This is a genomic window from Methylobacter tundripaludum, from assembly GCF_002934365.1.
GTDB classification, from domain to species: Bacteria; Pseudomonadota; Gammaproteobacteria; order Methylococcales; family Methylomonadaceae; genus Methylobacter_A; species Methylobacter_A tundripaludum_A.
On the sequence record NZ_PTIY01000004.1, the window covers coordinates 298,774 to 315,334 of the forward strand.

The following is a 16,561-nucleotide window of genomic DNA, read 5'->3' on the forward strand; positions in this document are numbered from 1 at the left end:
AGTTTTTACTTTGGTTTTTTCTTCGTGAACTTCGTGTCTTCGTGGTGAAACATCAATTTGTTTAAGTTGATGTGTTGGGGATGAGGTACGACCCCCAAACAAACACCAAAACCCTAAAATATAGGTAAATCTTATGAGTCATTTCCTGGACCGCTTGCTCTTCTTCAAGAAAAAAGTAGAACCCTTCTCCGGCAATCACGGCGTGGTGACCAATGAAGACCGAAGTTGGGAGAACAGTTACCGGTCGCGCTGGCAACACGACAAAATCGTGCGTTCCACGCACGGCGTCAATTGCACAGGTTCGTGCAGTTGGAAGATCTACGTTAAAAACGGGCTGGTGACCTGGGAAACCCAGCAAACCGACTACCCGCGCACCCGTCCCGATCTGCCCAATCACGAGCCGCGCGGCTGTTCGCGCGGCGCGAGTTATTCCTGGTATTTGTACAGTGCCAATCGCCTTAAATATCCGCTGATACGCGGACGCTTGGTCAAGTTGTGGCGCGAAGCCAGACAGACTTTAGACCCGGTCGAAGCCTGGGCTTCGATAGTCGAAGACCCGGCTAAAACTGCAGAATACAAGTCGATACGCGGCCTGGGCGGTCTGGTCCGCGCCAATTGGGAAGAGGTTAACGAAATCATCGCGGCGGCCAATATTTACACGGCCAAAACCTTCGGCCCCGACCGGATCATCGGTTTCTCGCCGATCCCGGCCATGTCGATGGTGTCTTATGCGGCCGGCAGCCGTTATCTGTCGCTGATCGGCGGCGTCAGCATGAGTTTTTACGATTGGTATTGCGATTTGCCGCCGGCATCGCCGCAAACCTGGGGCGAACAAACCGACGTGCCCGAATCGGCGGACTGGTATAACGCCGGATTCTTAATGCTGTGGGGATCGAACGTACCGCAAACCCGCACCCCCGACGCCCATTTCATGACCGAAGCGCGGTATAAAGGCGCTAAAGTCGTGGTCGTGAGTCCCGATTATTCGGAAGCCAGCAAGTTCGCCGATCTGTGGCTGCATCCCAAGCAAGGCACCGATGCCGCGCTGGCGATGGCGATAGGCCACGTGATCCTGAAGGAATTCCATGTCGAGCGGCAAAGCCCGTATTTCAACCAGTATGTGCGCGAAAACACCGACTTGCCGTTTCTGGTCATGCTGAAAGAGCAGGACGGTTATTATGTGCAGGACCGGTTCTTCAGGGCCTCGGACTTTTTAGGCAACTTAAGCCAAGACAACAACCCCGAATGGAAAACGGTGGCCTATGACGAAATCAACGGTCACATCGTCCCGCCTTGCGGCTCTATCGGTTTCCGCTGGGGCGAAAGCGGACATTGGAACATCGAACAAAAAACCGTAGACAACCAGGAAGTAAAGTTACGACTGAGCTTGATCGATACCAAAGACGATGTCACCAGTGTCGGCTTTCCGTATTTCGGCGGTTCCGAACATCCGCATTTCACCCATTCCGCGCATGATGTTATTCAAAAGCGCAATGTGCCGGTCAAGAAAATCACCCTGGCCGACGGCACCGAAGTATGGGCGACCACGGTATTCGATTTGCTGGTTGCGAACTACGGCATCGATCGCGGCCTAGGCGGTGGTAACGTTGCTACTTCTTATGATGAGGATGTTCCGTATACCCCCGCGTGGCAGGAAAAAATCACCGGAGTTAAACGGCAAAATGTGATCGCGGTGGCGCGTGAATTTGCGACCAATGCCGAAAAGACTCAAGGCCGCTCGATGGTGATCCTGGGTGCGGGTATCAACCACTGGTATCACATGGACATGAATTACCGCGGCATCATGAATATGCTGATGCTGTGCGGTTGCGTCGGGCAGTCCGGCGGCGGCTGGGCGCATTATGTCGGGCAGGAAAAACTGCGTCCGCAAACCGGCTGGCTGCCGCTGGCGTTCGGCCTGGACTGGAAGCGTCCGCCCCGGCAGATGAACAGCACCTCGTTTTTCTACAATCACACCAGCCAGTGGCGTTATGAAAAGCTCAAGGTTAATGAGATTTTGTCGCCGCTGGCAAAGCCCAAAGACTGGCAAGGCAGCCTGATCGATTTCAACGTGCGCTCCGAGCGCATGGGCTGGCTGCCGTCCGCGCCGCAACTGCAAACCAACCCTTTGCAAGTGGTCAGGGATGCGGAAAAAGCCAAAAAAGACCCGATTGAATATGTCGTCAAATCGCTCAAAAGCGGCAAGCTGAAGATGTCCTGCGAAGACCCGGACAACCCGCAAAACTTTCCGCGCAACATGTTCGTGTGGCGCTCCAATTTGCTGGGTTCTTCGGGCAAAGGCCATGAATACTTCCTGAAGTATTTGCTGGGTACGCAACACGGCGTACAGGGCAAGGATCTGGGCGATAGCGGCGACAAGCCTTCGGAAGTCGAATGGCACGAAACCGCCGCGGAAGGCAAACTCGATTTGCTGGTCACGCTGGATTTTCGTCTGTCCACGACTTGCCTGTATTCAGACATTATTCTGCCGACCGCAACCTGGTACGAGAAAAACGACCTGAACACCTCGGATATGCATCCGTTCATCCATCCGCTGTCCAAGGCCGTCGATCCCGCCTGGGAGTCGCGCTCCGATTGGGATATTTACAAAGGCATCGCCAAAAAATTCTCGGAACTGACTGTAGGGCATTTGGGCGTAGAAAAAGACATCGTCGCCGTGCCGATCCTGCATGATACACCGGCAGAGCTGGCTCAGCCGATCGACGTCAAGGACTGGAAGAAAAAGGAATGCGAGCCGATTCCGGGTAAAACCATGCCGACTCTGGTGGTGGTCGAGCGCGATTATCCGAACACATACAAGATGTTCACATCGCTAGGGCCGTTGATGAGCAAAGTCGGCAACGGCGGCAAAGGCATAGCGTGGAACACCGAGACCGAAGTCAAACAACTGGGCGAGCTGAACCGACTGGTGACCGAGGAAGGCATCAGCAAAGGTCTGCCGCGTATAGAATCCGATATTGATGCGACCGAAGTCATTTTGATGCTGGCGCCCGAAACCAACGGTCATGTCGCGGTTAAGGCCTGGGAAGCATTAAGCAAAATCACCGGGCGGGATCACACTCACCTGGCTTTGCCGCGCGAAGACGACAAAATCCGTTTCCGCGACGTACAGGCACAGCCCCGCAAGATTATCTCATCGCCGACCTGGAGCGGATTGGAATCCGAGCAAGTCTGCTACAACGCCTGTTACACCAATGTCCACGAGCGAATTCCCTGGCGCACGCTGACCGGCCGCCAGCAGTTTTACCAGGATCACAGCTGGATGCGGGCGTTCGGCGAGACCTTGTGCGTCTACAAGCCGCCTGTCGATACCCGCTCCATTGCGCCGATTCTGGGTCAAAAGCCCAACGGCAATGACGAACTGGTGTTGAACTTCATCACACCGCACCAGAAGTGGGGCATACACAGCACCTATAACGATAACCTGTTGATGCTGACCTTGTCGCGCGGCGGCCCGATTGTGTGGATGGGTGAAGTCGATGCGGCAAAAGTCGGTATTAAGGACAACGACTGGGTAGAAGCCTATAACGTCAACGGCGCGCTGGTCGCCAGGGCTGTGGTCAGTCAGCGCGTCCCCGAAGGCATGTGCATGATGTATCACGCCCAGGAAAAAATCATCAATACGCCGGGATCGGAGACAACCGGAGGGCGCGGGGGCATCCATAACTCGGTGACCCGGGCGACGCTTAAACCCACGCACATGATCGGCGGTTACGCCCAGCTAAGTTACGGTTTTAACTATTACGGCACGGTCGGTTCCAATCGGGATGAGTTTGTGATTGTGCGTAAGTTGAGCAATGTCGATTGGCTGGAAGAGCCCAGTCAGGCTGCGAATCAGCAGGAGGAAGTGTAATGGCTAATCCGATCAAAAGACCGCGCAATATTCGCGCACAAATAGGCATGGTGCTAAACCTGGACAAGTGTATCGGCTGTCACACCTGCACCATTTCCTGCAAAAACGTCTGGACCTCGCGCAAAGGGGTTGAATACGCCTGGTTTAATAATGTCGAAACCAAGCCGGGCGTCGGTTTTCCGCAGCAGTGGGAAAACCAGGACAAATGGAACGGCGGCTGGGTGCGCAAAATCAACGGCAAGATAGAGCCGCGCCAAGGCGGCAAACGCAAGATATTGCGAAATATCTTCGGCAACCCCGATTTGCCTGCCATCGACGATTATTACGAACCGTTCGATTTCGATTACCAGCATTTGCATAGCGCCAAGGAATCGAAAGCACCGCCCACCACTCGCCCCTTTTCGGTGATTACCGGCGAGCGCATGGAAAAAATCGAAGGCGGGCCGAACTGGGAGGAGATCCTGGGTACCGAGTTTTCATCCCGTTCGCGGGACACCAACTTCGACAACATCCAGAAAGACATGTACGGTGAATTTGAAAACACCTTCATGATGTATCTGCCGCGCTTGTGCGAACACTGCCTGAACCCGACCTGCGTTGCGGCTTGTCCCAGCGGTTCGATCTACAAGCGCGAAGAAGACGGCGTTGTGCTGATCGATCAGGACAAATGCCGCGGCTGGCGGATGTGCGTTTCGGCCTGTCCGTACAAGAAAATCTACTACAACTGGGAAACCGGAAAATCGGAGAAATGCACGTTCTGCTATCCGCGTATCGAAGCCGGTGAGCCGACGGTTTGCTCGGAAACCTGCGTCGGGCGGATTCGTTATTTAGGCGTGTTGCTGTACGACGCCGACCGTATCGAAGCGGCGGCAAGCGTCGAGAACGAGCAGGACTTGTACCGGCAGCAGTTGGATGTTTTCCTCGACCCATTCGATGAAACAGTAATAGCGGAGGCGCGGGCAGCAGGCATTCCCGAATCCTGGCTGACAGCGGCTAAGGAATCGCCGGTTTATAAAATGGCGATAGATTGGAAAGTTGCATTTCCGCTACATCCCGAGTTTCGCACCTTGCCGATGGTTTGGTATGTACCGCCGCTATCGCCGATCCAATCGGCGGCGGAAAGCGACCAAATCGGTATGGATGGCGACATTCCCGACGTGCGTTCGTTGCGTATTCCGGTGCAGTATTTGGCTAATTTACTGACAGCGGGCAAGGAAGAGCCGGTCGTGTTAGGGCTGGAGCGGATGCTGGCGATGCGGGCTTATATGCGCAGCCTTACCGTCGATGGCACGGTCAATACCAAGGTGTTGGAGCGCGTCGGTTTGACCCAATTGCAGGTTGAAGAAATGTACCGTTACATGGCGATTGCCAATTACGAAGACCGTTTTGTGGTGCCCAGCAGCCATCGTGAATACGCCAGTTCCACCTTCGATGCTTACGGTGAGCAAGGCGGCTGCGGATTCAGTTTCGGCAGCGGATGTTCCACCGGCAATAACGACACCAACCTGTTTGGCGGCAACAAGAAGCCGCAACGCACCGGCGGCATTCCGATCAAGATTCCGATTAAAGTCGAACCGGCAAAATAAGGCATCATTATGCTTACATTAAAAGTAGCTTCATCGTTCCCACAAGTACGTCCTCGTTCCCACGCGCTGCGTGGGAATGCAGTTAAGGCGCGCTGCGCTGCGAGTCATGGGCAGCATGTAGAAATACATATTGCACAAATACGGGACGCAGCGCGTCCGGTCATGCATTCCCACTTAGCACGTGGGAACGAGAGTAAAACACTAAAACTAGCGTCATCGTTCCCACAAGTACATTCTCGTTCCCACGCGCTGCGTGGGAATGCGGTTAAAGGCGCGCTGCGCCGCGAGTCACGGTCAGTATATAGAGATACGCACCGTGCCAATACGGGACGCAGCGCGTCCGGTACTGCATTCCCACGCAGCGCGTGGGAACGAGCGACAAGCAGGAGCTTGGGAACCAGCGTAACGATAACGCAGGAGCTATAACATGAGTCTGCAAACACTAAAAGTTCTATCGCTACTGCTGAGCTATCCCGAAGCCGAGATGCTTGAAGCATTAGACGAAATGGCGGCTGTCGTCGAACAGGAAAACCTGTTGCGGGAAGATCATAAAAAATCCGTGCTGGCGCTGATCGGCTCGTATCACGGTGCAGACCTGATGGATAGCCAAGAGCGGTATGTCGAGCTGTTCGACCGGGGGCGGTTTTTATCGCTGCACATCTTCGAGCATGTCCACGGCGAATCCCGAGACCGGGGGCAGGCGATGGTCAACCTGCTGCAAATGTACGAAGCGCACGGCTTTGAAATGTCCACGCATGAACTGCCGGACTATATCCCGCTGTTTCTGGAATTTCTCTCGCAACAGGAACAGGCCGAAGCGATGACGTTGCTGCACGACGCGATGCCGGTGTTGAGTTTGCTGGGCGCACGGCTGACCGAACGTGGCAGCAAGTTTCGCGCAATTTTCGACGCACTGGCAGGGTTCGCCGGCGAACCCGAAGCGCTGGAAGAAATCCGCCGGCAAGCCGCCACCGAAGGCGAGGATGAAACCGTGGTTTACATGGATCAAATCTGGGAAGACGAAGCCGTCAGTTTTATGGGGGCAGGGGATGCGTGCAAAAGCCAAACCGCCGCTGTCAGTCCAATTACCATCACGCCGCGCGACCAGTTCGTCAAAGCGCAAAACCGTTCTCATTAGAAGGAGTCAATCGTGGATTATCTCAATACCTTACTATTCGGTTACTACCCCTATATCGCGATCAGCGTATTCTTCATCGGCAGCCTGGCGCGATATGACCGCGACCAATACACCTGGCGCACCGGTTCCAGCCAATTCCTGCGCGCCGACGAGTTAAGACTGGGCAGCAATTTATTCCATATCGGCATCCTGTTGCTGTTCGTCGGGCATTTCGTCGGCCTGTTGACGCCGCCTGCGGTTTATCATGCATTAGGCCTGTCGACCTCTGCCAAACAAATCCTGGCCGTAGTCGCGGGGGGCGTTTTCGGCGGCGTGTGCTTAAAAGGCATCATCATCCTGATACGCCGCCGCCTGACCGATGCCCGCATTCGCGCTACCAGCAGCCGTATGGATATTTTCATCCTGCTGTTGATCGGCGTACAGCTGATTCTGGGGCTGCTGACATTGCCGATTTCGATTTATCATCATGACGGCGCGAATATGTTGTTGCTGTCGGAATGGGCGCAGCGCATCGTGACTTTTCGTAGCGGCGCGGCGGATCAACTCAGCGAGATCGGCATTGTCTTCAAATTGCATTTATTTTTAGGGCAGACCTTGTTCCTGGTTTTTCCGTTCAGTCGATTGGTGCATGTTTGGAGCGTTCCGCTGGGCTACGTCACGCGCCCTTATCAAGTTGTTCGTAGACGTTGAATATCCAGGCGCAAGTTATATTGTCGTCATTCCGGCAGGGATTGCCGGAATCCAGGACACAAGGCTGTGAAAAAAGATCAAAAAGTGGTTTCACTCAAAAGATAAAATCATGAACAAATCATCCGGTTTGCTATTACTGACAATAGCGCTGGGCAGCTTGACTACCGGCTGCTCCTCCGACGAATCAATGAACAGAGCGAATGCTGAAAAAGTCGCCGCCATCCAGGCCGAAAAAGCCAGGCATAAAGCGATGTCCGGTGGAGATATGGCGGAACACGAAGGCGGTCAAATGCAGCACTCCATGCCAATGTCAGAACATTCCGGCGGCGAAATACAACATGCTATGCCGATGCCTGACGAATCGACGGGCGCTGTTCAAAGCGATGCCAGCGAAATCGGCCGTCGTGCCGACGATTTACCGGCACCTCTAAACAGAACACAATCGCAATTGGTCAGCGTCGATCTTTATACCGATGAACTGGTTGCCGAAATGATGCCCGGCGTGACCTATCAATACTGGACCTATAACGGCAAGGTGCCGGGGCCGTTTATCCGCGCCAGGGCTGGCGATCAGGTGGAAATACACCTGAATCACGGCAAACCCGGTGCTGCGGGTACAGCCCATAGCGAGCATACCTCGACTGAACATGCCAACGCCGGCCACTCGGCGCATTCCATCGATCTGCATGCGGTGGTCGGTCCCGGCGGCGGTGCGCCGTTAATGCAAGTCGGGCAGGGCGAACAAAAAAGCTTCCGCTTTAAAGCCACGCATCCGGGCATTTACGTTTACCACTGCGCCAGTCTGCATGTGCCGACCCATATCGCAAACGGCATGTACGGCATGATCCTGGTCGAACCGGAACAGGGCCTGGCCAAAGTAGACCGCGAGTTTTACGTGATGCAGGGCGATTTTTATACCGGCGGCAAGTACGGCGATAAAGGCCTGCAAGCGTTCAGCAAGGACAAGATGCTGGCCGAAAAACCTGAGTATTTCCTGTTCAACGGCCGGGTCAACTCGCTCAGCGGCGAGCGGGCTTTAAAAGCCAAAGTGGGTGAAAAAATCCGCCTGTTTGTCGGCGTCGGGTCGCATGTTGCATCCAACTTCCATATCATCGGTGCTATTTTCGACAACCTGTATCCAGACGGCGCGATCATGAACCCGCCGCTGAAAAACGTCCAGACTACAGTCATAGCCCCCGGTTCCGCGGTGATGATTGAATTTACCGCCGAAGTGCCCGGCAAATACCTGCTGGTCGATCACAGCCTGACACGGGCTATTGATAAGGGGGCGCTGGCTGAATTGATTATAGAAGGGGCAGAGCGGCCGGAGCTTTACCAGCAGGTTGCGCATTAAAATTCAGATCAAGCGCGTTAGCTTGAATAAGACCATCCAAGCTAACGCGAGGTGGAGTTTCCGGCTTGCAAGCTATATGTACTGTTTTGGTTGTGGCGCAATGTAATTCAAATAAGCCGAGGACGCGCATCTTAGGAATATACGAACATTAGGCATTTTTATAGGATAATTGATACTGTATATATCAAATTGGCCGTCAGCCTAATAAGCCTTGGACAGAAAATGCTCGAAAACGACGAATTTATTAAGGTGGTGAAAAATACGCCGCTGGTGGCGTTGGATCTTGTTATCCGAGCCGGGGATAACAAGTTGCTTATGGGCATGCGGATAAACGAACCGGCCGTAGGCTGGTGGTTCGTACCCGGCGGACGCATCCGAAAAGACGAATCAATCGAGGATGCGTTTTTGCGGATAACGAAGACAGAGTTAGGGAAATCCTACCCGATTGATCATGCCCGGCTATTGGGTGCTTTTACTCATCAGTACCAGACAAACTTTGCCCGGATGCCGGGCATCAGTACGCATTACGTTGTTCTTGCTTACGAGCTTCAAGTCGATGTCGACTTGGAGCGACTGCCAATGGGGCAGCATAGCGAATATCGCTGGGTCGGAGAAAACGGCGATCCGGCTAGGGTCCATCCGAACACTCTGGTGTATTTCAAGCAGGCGGAGCGCGACGCCTGAGCAAATGGATCTGGCCGGCGGCTCGAGAATCCGTGCGTCCGAAAAATCAGTTTTTAGGGCGCCAGCCAGCCGGTTACATTGCCATTTGCGTCAAAATCAACTTCGCCGCCTCTTGTATTTGGGTAGTACCATGCCTCTCCCGTTTTCCAGGTATCGACTCTACCGGGTTTTCCCAATAATGATCTGACGTCTTCTTTTGACATGTTCACCTCTAAAGCATGCCACGGATTACCCGTTTTTTTTTTCTTTTTTACTGTGGGAGCGTCAACGGTTTGGGTCGATTCTAATTCTTGCACTCGTTTTTTAAGTGTCTCGACTTGCAGCCTTAGTTCTTCGACTTCAGTTGATTCAGCCAATACATTGTTCGAATAACAAAACAAAGTGGCTGTAACCACTAATATAACGCGGGGAGCTAATCCTGCGATATGATGGGATGAGGGAGTATTCATTTGAGGCCTATTTGAAGTTTACGGCTGCGAAAGTCCGTTGATTAGTCAGTCAAACATTAAAAAAACGAGGCAAAAATCGACATGTCTCCGGCGGCTGAGTGCGCTTTGATTCTACTATTGTTAGGTTTCTTTGAATAGAGCGGCCTAATTCAGGAGGAACGCTTCAACCGGCGCATGTGTAAAATAGAAGCGTCAAACCCTACAGCTGATTATTTGACGTCAATTACCTATGGGTAACCGACCGGGATCAGTGGACGCAAGTTAGTTTATAATGTTGAGGCGTTCTCTGTAATTGACCCTGTAGCGTTGTCTTCTTTATCCCCTGTATTCAACAATCTTTTCGGCGTTTCTTGGTTAAAAACTTTTTATGCTGCATTTTATGATTAACATTTTTATTGCTGTGAACTATGTCTGAAAATTATTCGTTTGATCGTGATTATTCCTTGGATTCCTTAAAAATTCCGCCAAATTCCATTCAGGCCGAGCAATCGGTTCTGGGCGGTTTAATGCTGGATAATCAAACCTGGGATTCGGTGGCAGACAAGGTGTCGGAAGGCGATTTTTATCGCCGGGATCATCAGTTGATTTTTAGGACGATTGCGCAGTTAGCCGAAAAACAGATTCCTTTTGATGTGATTACCATATCGGAATCGCTGGAAGCGATAGGCGAGCTGGAAAACTCCGGCGGACTGTCCTATTTGGGCATGTTGGCAAAAGATACGCCCAGTGCTGCGAATATCGTTACCTACGCCAACATCGTCAGAGACCGGTCGGTATTGCGGCAACTGATTCATGTAGGCACCGAGATTGCGGATTCCGCGTTCAACACGGAAGGCCGCGAGACGGCCGATCTGTTGGAAAATGCCGAGCGCCAGGTATTTAAAATCGCCGAACAAAGGCAACGGGGCCAGGGAAACGGGTTTGCAACCATTAAATCGCTGTTGGCTACTGCCGTCGATAAAATTGAGACGCTGTTTGAGCAGGAGGGATCGATCACCGGAGCGGCGACCGGATTTACTGATTTTGACGAGCTGACTTCCGGCTTGCAACCGGCTGATTTGATCATCGTGGCGGGCCGGCCTTCCATGGGCAAAACGACCATTGCGATGAATATGGCGGAAAATATCGCGATTAAAGGCGATAAGCCGGTTGCGGTATTCAGTATGGAAATGCCCGGAGACTCGCTGGCGATGCGGATGATGTCGTCGTTAGGCCGTATCGACCAGCATAGAATCAGAACCGGTAAGCTCGAAGATGACGAGTGGCCGCGTTTGACCTCGGCGATCAATTTGCTGGCCGAAACCAAATTATTCATCGACGATACGCCGGCGTTAACGCCAACCGAGGTGCGGTCAAGAGCCCGGCGTTTGGCGCGCGAACATGGTCAGCTGGGCTTGATTGTCTTGGATTACTTGCAATTGATGCAGTCGCCGTCCAGCGGCGATAACAGGGTGCAGCAAATTTCCGATATTTCCAGAGGCTTAAAAGCGCTGGCAAAAGAATTGAATGTTCCCGTGGTTGCCTTATCCCAGCTTAACCGTAATCTGGAACAACGCCCTAACAAACGTCCGATGATGTCCGATTTGCGTGAATCGGGCGCCATCGAGCAGGACGCCGATTTGATCGTGTTCGTGTATCGGGACGAAGTCTATAACGAAGACAGCCCCGATAAAGGCATTGCTGAGGTCATTATCGGCAAGCAACGTAATGGCCCGTTGGGGACGGTCAGGCTTACATTTCTGGGGCAATTCACCCGTTTTGAGAATTTTGCAGGGAATCCCTATAACAGCGGGGATTACGAATGAACCCGGCAGCCTATGCAGTGCTCGACCTGGATGCGGTCCAGCATAACTTATCCATTGTGCATCATTATGCGCCGAACGCTAAGGTTATGGCTGTTATCAAAGCCAACGCTTATGGTCATGGTTTACTGCGTATTGCTGAAGCGCTGCACGATGTTGATGCTTTTGCTGTCGCCAGGGTTGATGAAGGCATTCGATTGCGAAAGGCTGGATTCAAAAACAGGATTGCCGTTTTGGAAGGTTTTACCTGCGTTGAGGAATTAGCAGAATTACTTCATTATCAATTGGATTCAGTAGTGCATTCCTTAACTCAGCTGGAAATTCTTGAAACTACAACTCTAAAAGGCGTTTGCGCTGTCTGGTTGAAACTCGATACCGGCATGGGCCGGTTGGGGTTCAGGGCAAAGGAGTTCAGTTCCGTCTATCAACGCTTAAACCGGTGCGCTCTGGTAAAACAGCCTTTCGGTCTGATGACGCATTTTGCCAGTGCTGATGATATGAACGACGACAAAACGCTAAAGCAGATCAAGCTGTTTGATGAAACGGTTGCAGGTTTATCCGGCGAACTCAGTATGGCTAACTCGGCGGGTATATTGGGTTGGGAGCAATCCTTGCGCGATTGGGTGCGCCCAGGCATTATGTTATACGGTGTGTCGCCTTTTCCCGATTCTATAGGCCGGCAGCTGGGGCTAAAGCCGGTTATGGAGCTGCATTCGAAGTTGATTGCGGTCAAGCAAATCGATGCAGGCGACACCGTTGGTTACGGCGGCAGCTGGACATGCGAAAAAACTACAAAATTGGGCGTCGTGGCGATAGGGTATGGCGATGGTTATCCACGTTACGCCAAAGCCGGTACGCCGGTACTGGTCAATGGTGGTCGCGTCCCTTTAATTGGCAGGGTGTCAATGGATATGATTACGGTTGACCTTGATACTCAGCCAGATGCAAAATCCGGCGATCCGGCAACCTTGTGGGGCGAGGGTTTGCCTGTTGAGGAAGTTGCCCTGTGGGCAGACACCATACCTTATACTCTGGTGTGCGGCGTTACCCAAAGGGTACGGCTGGTTGAAAAACAGCACTCGTCATAAAATCGGCCGGTGCGTTAATTTGGCTCTCGTGTTGATTTCACCAGAGGGAATCGGCCTTTATACATATAAGGATATGCCGGATTGATTGCTAATAATCTGTTCTAATGGTATTTTCAACCCGGCATATTTTGAAACGTTACGACTGGCTGCAAATTCCGTCCAGTATCAAAAATCTAACTTAAGTTTTAGGGTGAAAATTAATAATGGCCAACGAAGCAACAGAAATAGCGGCGCAAATTCAGCAGGCTTTATTGCTGGCGGAACAGGGAGACCTAACCGGGTCGGAAGCTCTTTATCACAAGGTTCTTGAACAAGAACCGGAGAATCCGCTGGCTTTATACGGTTTGGCTCAACTTGCAGGTGCAATTGATGACCAGGAAGTTAAGGAAGTTCTGTTAGCTCAGGCTATTGAGCAACTTGCCAATAAAGCCGGTCCCGATCAACAAAGTTTGGCGGCAACGTGGTTAACAGAGCTTGCCGAGGTCTTATTTACTCTGAACCGACCGACTGATGCGATGAATTGTCTCAAGCAATGTGAAAATTTAATCGTGGAAAATCTAAAAACACCGCCCGCGAGTTAAAAAGGTTTTACCCCGCGTGTAAAATAAATCGCTTACAACGGATCATCGGCCGCTATTTGATAGGCTTTGTTACCTTGACGAGCATGTTTCAAATGGCGCAATTCCTGTGAGGCTAAATCGCGTTGTTGACTGATCAAGGCGGTAATCTCTTGATCAATCAGCAGGAGCTGTTCAATCGCATCGGCCAGATACAATTTAGCCGACTCCATGTCGTCCTGATTACCAAAAATCACATCCAGCATAGCGCTACGCTGTTGCTCTTGCAATTCGAATTCATCCCAATCATCCGACTGTGCCGCAGCCAGCATAGCGCGGGTTAAATCGAGCAATTGATCCGCTTTAGTGTGCATGTCCAATACCGACTCGTTTTTCAGTGCATGATGCTACAGCCATTGCGTCAATTATTATTGGATTTATTGGTAAATTGTTGCGTCAGATAGCTGGCGGTGGATTGCATTTGTCCAAGCAAAGCATCCATCCTGTTAAATCTTTCATAAAGGCGTTTTTCTAGTGAACTTAAACGATCAGAGAGTTGAACGCGGTCTTTCGCTATTTTAGCCAGATCTTTTTGCAGACCGTCGGTACGATTCGTGAAACTGCCTGTCTTGCTGACCAGGTTGGTCATGACTTTATCCAGTCGTTCCATTATGCCGCGTGAAAAATCTACCGTACCTTTGGCGCCGATAGTAGCGTCGCTGATTAAGAGCTTCAACCCTAGGGGGTCCCCCTCTGTCGATGTCAATTGTTGGCCTTTGCCGGTGGCAGCCTTTCCTCCAATGGTGCCGGCGACATCTTGGCCGGCAACGCCCGCACCGACGCTTAAGCCTAGATCGGTGGTGGTATTCGCGGTAATTTCTACATGAGAAGACGAGCCATAACTTTTGGAGGTGAAAACCATCCGGTTATTACCTGCGTCGTAGGTGACGCCAACGGATATGCCTTTGGCTTTCAGTGCACTGTCGCCATTGATGCGGGATTGCATTTCCGTAGCCAATTCGGCATAACTGGCATAGGTTTTTTGGGTCAAGGCGATACTGCCCGACTGAGTGCCGTCCACTTTGATTTCGAACGTGTCGGCTCCTGCGCCGATAGTCAGAGAAGTAGGGGCCGCGCCATTCAGCGCACCTTGTGTAGCGACTTGTGTTATATCGACAGCATATTGACCAGCCTTTGTATCGCTTGTGCTGGATGAAAACAAAACATTGGTGTTGGAAGGACGGCCCAGCACCGCAAACACCGCAGTCACGCCAGAGCGGTTCGAGGCCAGCTGACTGTTCAGCTTAGTGCTGTTCAGGGTCAAGGTGCCGTCTTTTTGGGTGGTAATGCCGATATCGGCCAGCGATTTGGCGGAACCGGTCAGGCCGGAGACCATGCTTCCCAGTTCGGAGCGTATCTGCGCCATGGCGCTGCTCAGCGTAGCGTCGCCTTGCAGCAGTCCGCCCTTTTGCGTTGCCGCATCAAAAGTAGCCAGAGGATTTACGACCTTAACCAGATCGTTATAACCTTTGACGAAGCTATCGACAGCAGAGGCAATGTCAGTATTATTCTGACTTACGCCGACAGTGACAATTTTACCGGGTTGAGCCTGCTGAAGAGTGAGCGAGAGTCCTTTTAACGCGGTGTTAACGGTATTGGATGCGCTCTGAATATCCAATCCGTTAATGGCAAGCTTGGCGTCCTGCGACGCCTGATGTTGCGTCATGTTGGTGGCAGCCGCATTAAACGCCAGAGCCGAGAGGCCGGATGTATCGGTATTATTAAGATCGTCATCGGTGACGCTGATCTCCATGCTGCTGCTTTCGCCGGTTTCGGTCGAATTTAAAACTAAACGGGAACCGGTAGTATCCGTTATAACCACCGCAGTTACGCCTGCTTTGGCTTTATTGATGGCCTCGCTCACGCCGGCCAAGGTATTGTTGGTCGAATCAATCGTAAGCGATAGCGTGCCTTTGTTGCCGTCTTGAGCAAAACCGGTGTAAATATCGGTTAACGGATCGTAGGTGGTCGTACCGAATTTAATTGTCAGCGTACCGGTGCCCACGGTCGATGTGGCGGAGCTAAAAGTCGTTGACGCCAGTGTTTGGCTTTTGGCTAACTGTTTGACTTCGACGTTATAACTGCCCAGATTGGCGTTGCTGGTGGCTGAGGCTGCTATGGTAGAGGTATCGCTTGATGTGGCGGTGACCTTTTGGAAAGTGCTGAGATTTTTCAGGCCGGCCAAACTGGTCTGAAAACTTGACATCGCGCTTTTAAGACTGCCGTAGGAGGAAATCTGGGTAGTTAGTTTTGCTTCCCGGGTATCCAATCGTTTGACCGCCGCAGACCCTTCCGCCGTGACCAAGTTAGATACCAAGCTTTTAATGTCCAGGCCGGAGCCGAGCCCTGTTGAAGTAATACCTGCCATTGTTCAATCCTCCGCAATCGTGGTAAAGGCGAAATGCCTACCTATTAAGCTTGCGCTTTAAATAATATACCTGTCAAATCATCTAGTCGCTTGGCAAGTTTAATCGCATCCTCTCCGGGTATCTGGCGTATCACTTCATTGGTTTCAGTATCCTTAATCTGCATAACCATATGCCCTGACGCCTCATCTATACTGAATCCTAAAGAACGCTGTGCCGCCTGAAAGAAATTATTGATGTCTTTGACGGCATTGGATATTTCCTCCGTGTTTTCAGGCTTGTTTTCCGGTTCTTTCTGTTCAGGCAATTTGACTTGGGCGGTTGCCGTTCCTGCCGCAGTGACAGGCCCTCCGTCCTTTTTGGATGGTGCTTGCACTGACCCAGAACCCTGAGAAGGGGGGGGTGAAACTGCTGTTAAAGTGTCCATGATGCCTCCTTTATTTAAGGCCAAAAAGGGCGGAGGTTAAAAACCACCGCCCTGTTTTCAGTTGATTAATTTTTTAATTAATTAATCCGATTAACGTAACAGGGCCATCACGCCTTGGCTGGATTGGTTTGCCTGAGCCAACATTGCTGTACCTGCTTGTTGCAATATTTGAGTACGACTCAATTCCGCCGTTTCCGATGCGAAGTCTGTGTCTTGAATACGGCTGCGTGATGCAGTCATATTTTCGGATGAAACCTGCAAGTTTGAAATCACCGAGGTGAAACGGTTTTGTATCGCACCCATCGAGGCGCGTTTGGCGACAACGGTGTTGATCGCGGCGTCGATAGCCTTGATCGCGGCGGTCGCGCCCGAAGCGGTGCTGACATCAAGTCCGCCGCCAATCACCACGTCGTCGTTGTTTTGGGCAACCAGGCCGAATTTAGCCAAACCGGTGCCGCCGGAAGCCGTGCCGTCGCCATCGATTCG

At 52.0% G+C, this 16,561-nt stretch carries 14 protein-coding genes; 9 read left to right on the forward strand and 5 right to left on the reverse strand.

The features are described 5' to 3' along the window. Positions 1-133: 133 nt before the first annotated feature. From B0F88_RS07170 to B0F88_RS07195, 6 genes are all read left to right on the forward strand, one after another. Positions 134-3,874: a nitrate reductase subunit alpha gene (locus tag B0F88_RS07170; protein WP_104423249.1), complete on the forward strand. Its 3,741-nt coding sequence runs from the start codon at positions 134-136 to the stop codon at positions 3,872-3,874. Continuing rightward, positions 3,874-5,460 carry a nitrate reductase subunit beta gene (gene narH, locus B0F88_RS07175; RefSeq protein ID WP_104423250.1) on the forward strand — a complete coding sequence of 529 codons (1,587 nt, stop codon included), beginning with the start codon at positions 3,874-3,876 and terminating at the stop codon, positions 5,458-5,460. Before B0F88_RS07170 ends, narH begins: the two co-directional genes overlap by 1 nt. 427 nt (positions 5,461-5,887) lie before the next feature. Then, entirely contained in the window at positions 5,888-6,598 is a 711-nt protein-coding gene (gene narJ / locus B0F88_RS07180; RefSeq protein WP_104423251.1) for a nitrate reductase molybdenum cofactor assembly chaperone, read from the forward strand. A gap of 12 nt (positions 6,599-6,610) precedes the next feature. Next, positions 6,611-7,288 (forward strand): respiratory nitrate reductase subunit gamma, encoded by a 678-nt coding sequence (gene narI, locus B0F88_RS07185; RefSeq protein ID WP_104423252.1) that lies wholly within the window; start codon positions 6,611-6,613, stop codon positions 7,286-7,288. Between the two features lie 109 nt (positions 7,289-7,397). Further along, positions 7,398-8,642, forward strand: a complete 1,245-nt coding sequence (nirK, locus tag B0F88_RS07190; protein ID WP_104423253.1) for a copper-containing nitrite reductase — start codon at positions 7,398-7,400, stop codon at positions 8,640-8,642. Between the two features lie 222 nt (positions 8,643-8,864). Beyond that, on the forward strand, positions 8,865-9,326 hold the full coding sequence (locus tag B0F88_RS07195; protein WP_104423254.1) for a GDP-mannose mannosyl hydrolase: 462 nt from the start codon (positions 8,865-8,867) through the stop codon (positions 9,324-9,326). A gap of 53 nt (positions 9,327-9,379) precedes the next feature. Here the strand turns inward: B0F88_RS07195 and bamE are convergent, their stop codons facing one another. After that, positions 9,380-9,775, reverse strand: coding sequence for an outer membrane protein assembly factor BamE domain-containing protein (gene bamE, locus B0F88_RS07200; protein ID WP_146083325.1), 396 nt, complete (start codon positions 9,773-9,775; stop codon positions 9,380-9,382). A gap of 407 nt (positions 9,776-10,182) precedes the next feature. On the opposite strand from bamE, the gene dnaB reads away from it, so the two are divergent. From dnaB to B0F88_RS07215, 3 genes are all read left to right on the forward strand, one after another. Continuing rightward, positions 10,183-11,580: a replicative DNA helicase gene (dnaB, locus tag B0F88_RS07205; RefSeq protein WP_104423256.1), complete on the forward strand. Its 1,398-nt coding sequence runs from the start codon at positions 10,183-10,185 to the stop codon at positions 11,578-11,580. Then, positions 11,577-12,665, forward strand: coding sequence for an alanine racemase (alr, locus tag B0F88_RS07210; protein ID WP_104423257.1), 1,089 nt, complete (start codon positions 11,577-11,579; stop codon positions 12,663-12,665). Before dnaB ends, alr begins: the two co-directional genes overlap by 4 nt. A gap of 203 nt (positions 12,666-12,868) precedes the next feature. Continuing rightward, a complete protein-coding gene (locus tag B0F88_RS07215; RefSeq protein ID WP_104423258.1) occupies positions 12,869-13,246 on the forward strand; it encodes a tetratricopeptide repeat protein in 378 nt (125 codons plus the stop codon). Between the two features lie 32 nt (positions 13,247-13,278). Here B0F88_RS07215 and B0F88_RS07220 read toward each other — a convergent pair whose 3' ends face one another. The 4 genes from B0F88_RS07220 to B0F88_RS07235 all read right to left on the reverse strand — a co-directional run. Next, positions 13,279-13,596 carry a flagellar protein FliT gene (locus B0F88_RS07220; RefSeq protein WP_104423259.1) on the reverse strand — a complete coding sequence of 106 codons (318 nt, stop codon included), beginning with the start codon at positions 13,594-13,596 and terminating at the stop codon, positions 13,279-13,281. A 47-nt stretch (positions 13,597-13,643) separates the two neighbouring features. Continuing rightward, positions 13,644-15,650, reverse strand: a complete 2,007-nt coding sequence (fliD, locus tag B0F88_RS07225) for a flagellar filament capping protein FliD (protein WP_104423260.1) — start codon at positions 15,648-15,650, stop codon at positions 13,644-13,646. 44 nt (positions 15,651-15,694) lie between these two features. Continuing rightward, entirely contained in the window at positions 15,695-16,075 is a 381-nt protein-coding gene (locus B0F88_RS07230; RefSeq protein ID WP_104423261.1) for a flagellar protein FlaG, read from the reverse strand. Between the two features lie 90 nt (positions 16,076-16,165). Then, positions 16,166-16,561, reverse strand: a 396-nt coding sequence (locus B0F88_RS07235; protein WP_258076587.1) for a flagellin, incomplete at its 5' end; no start/stop codon positions are given.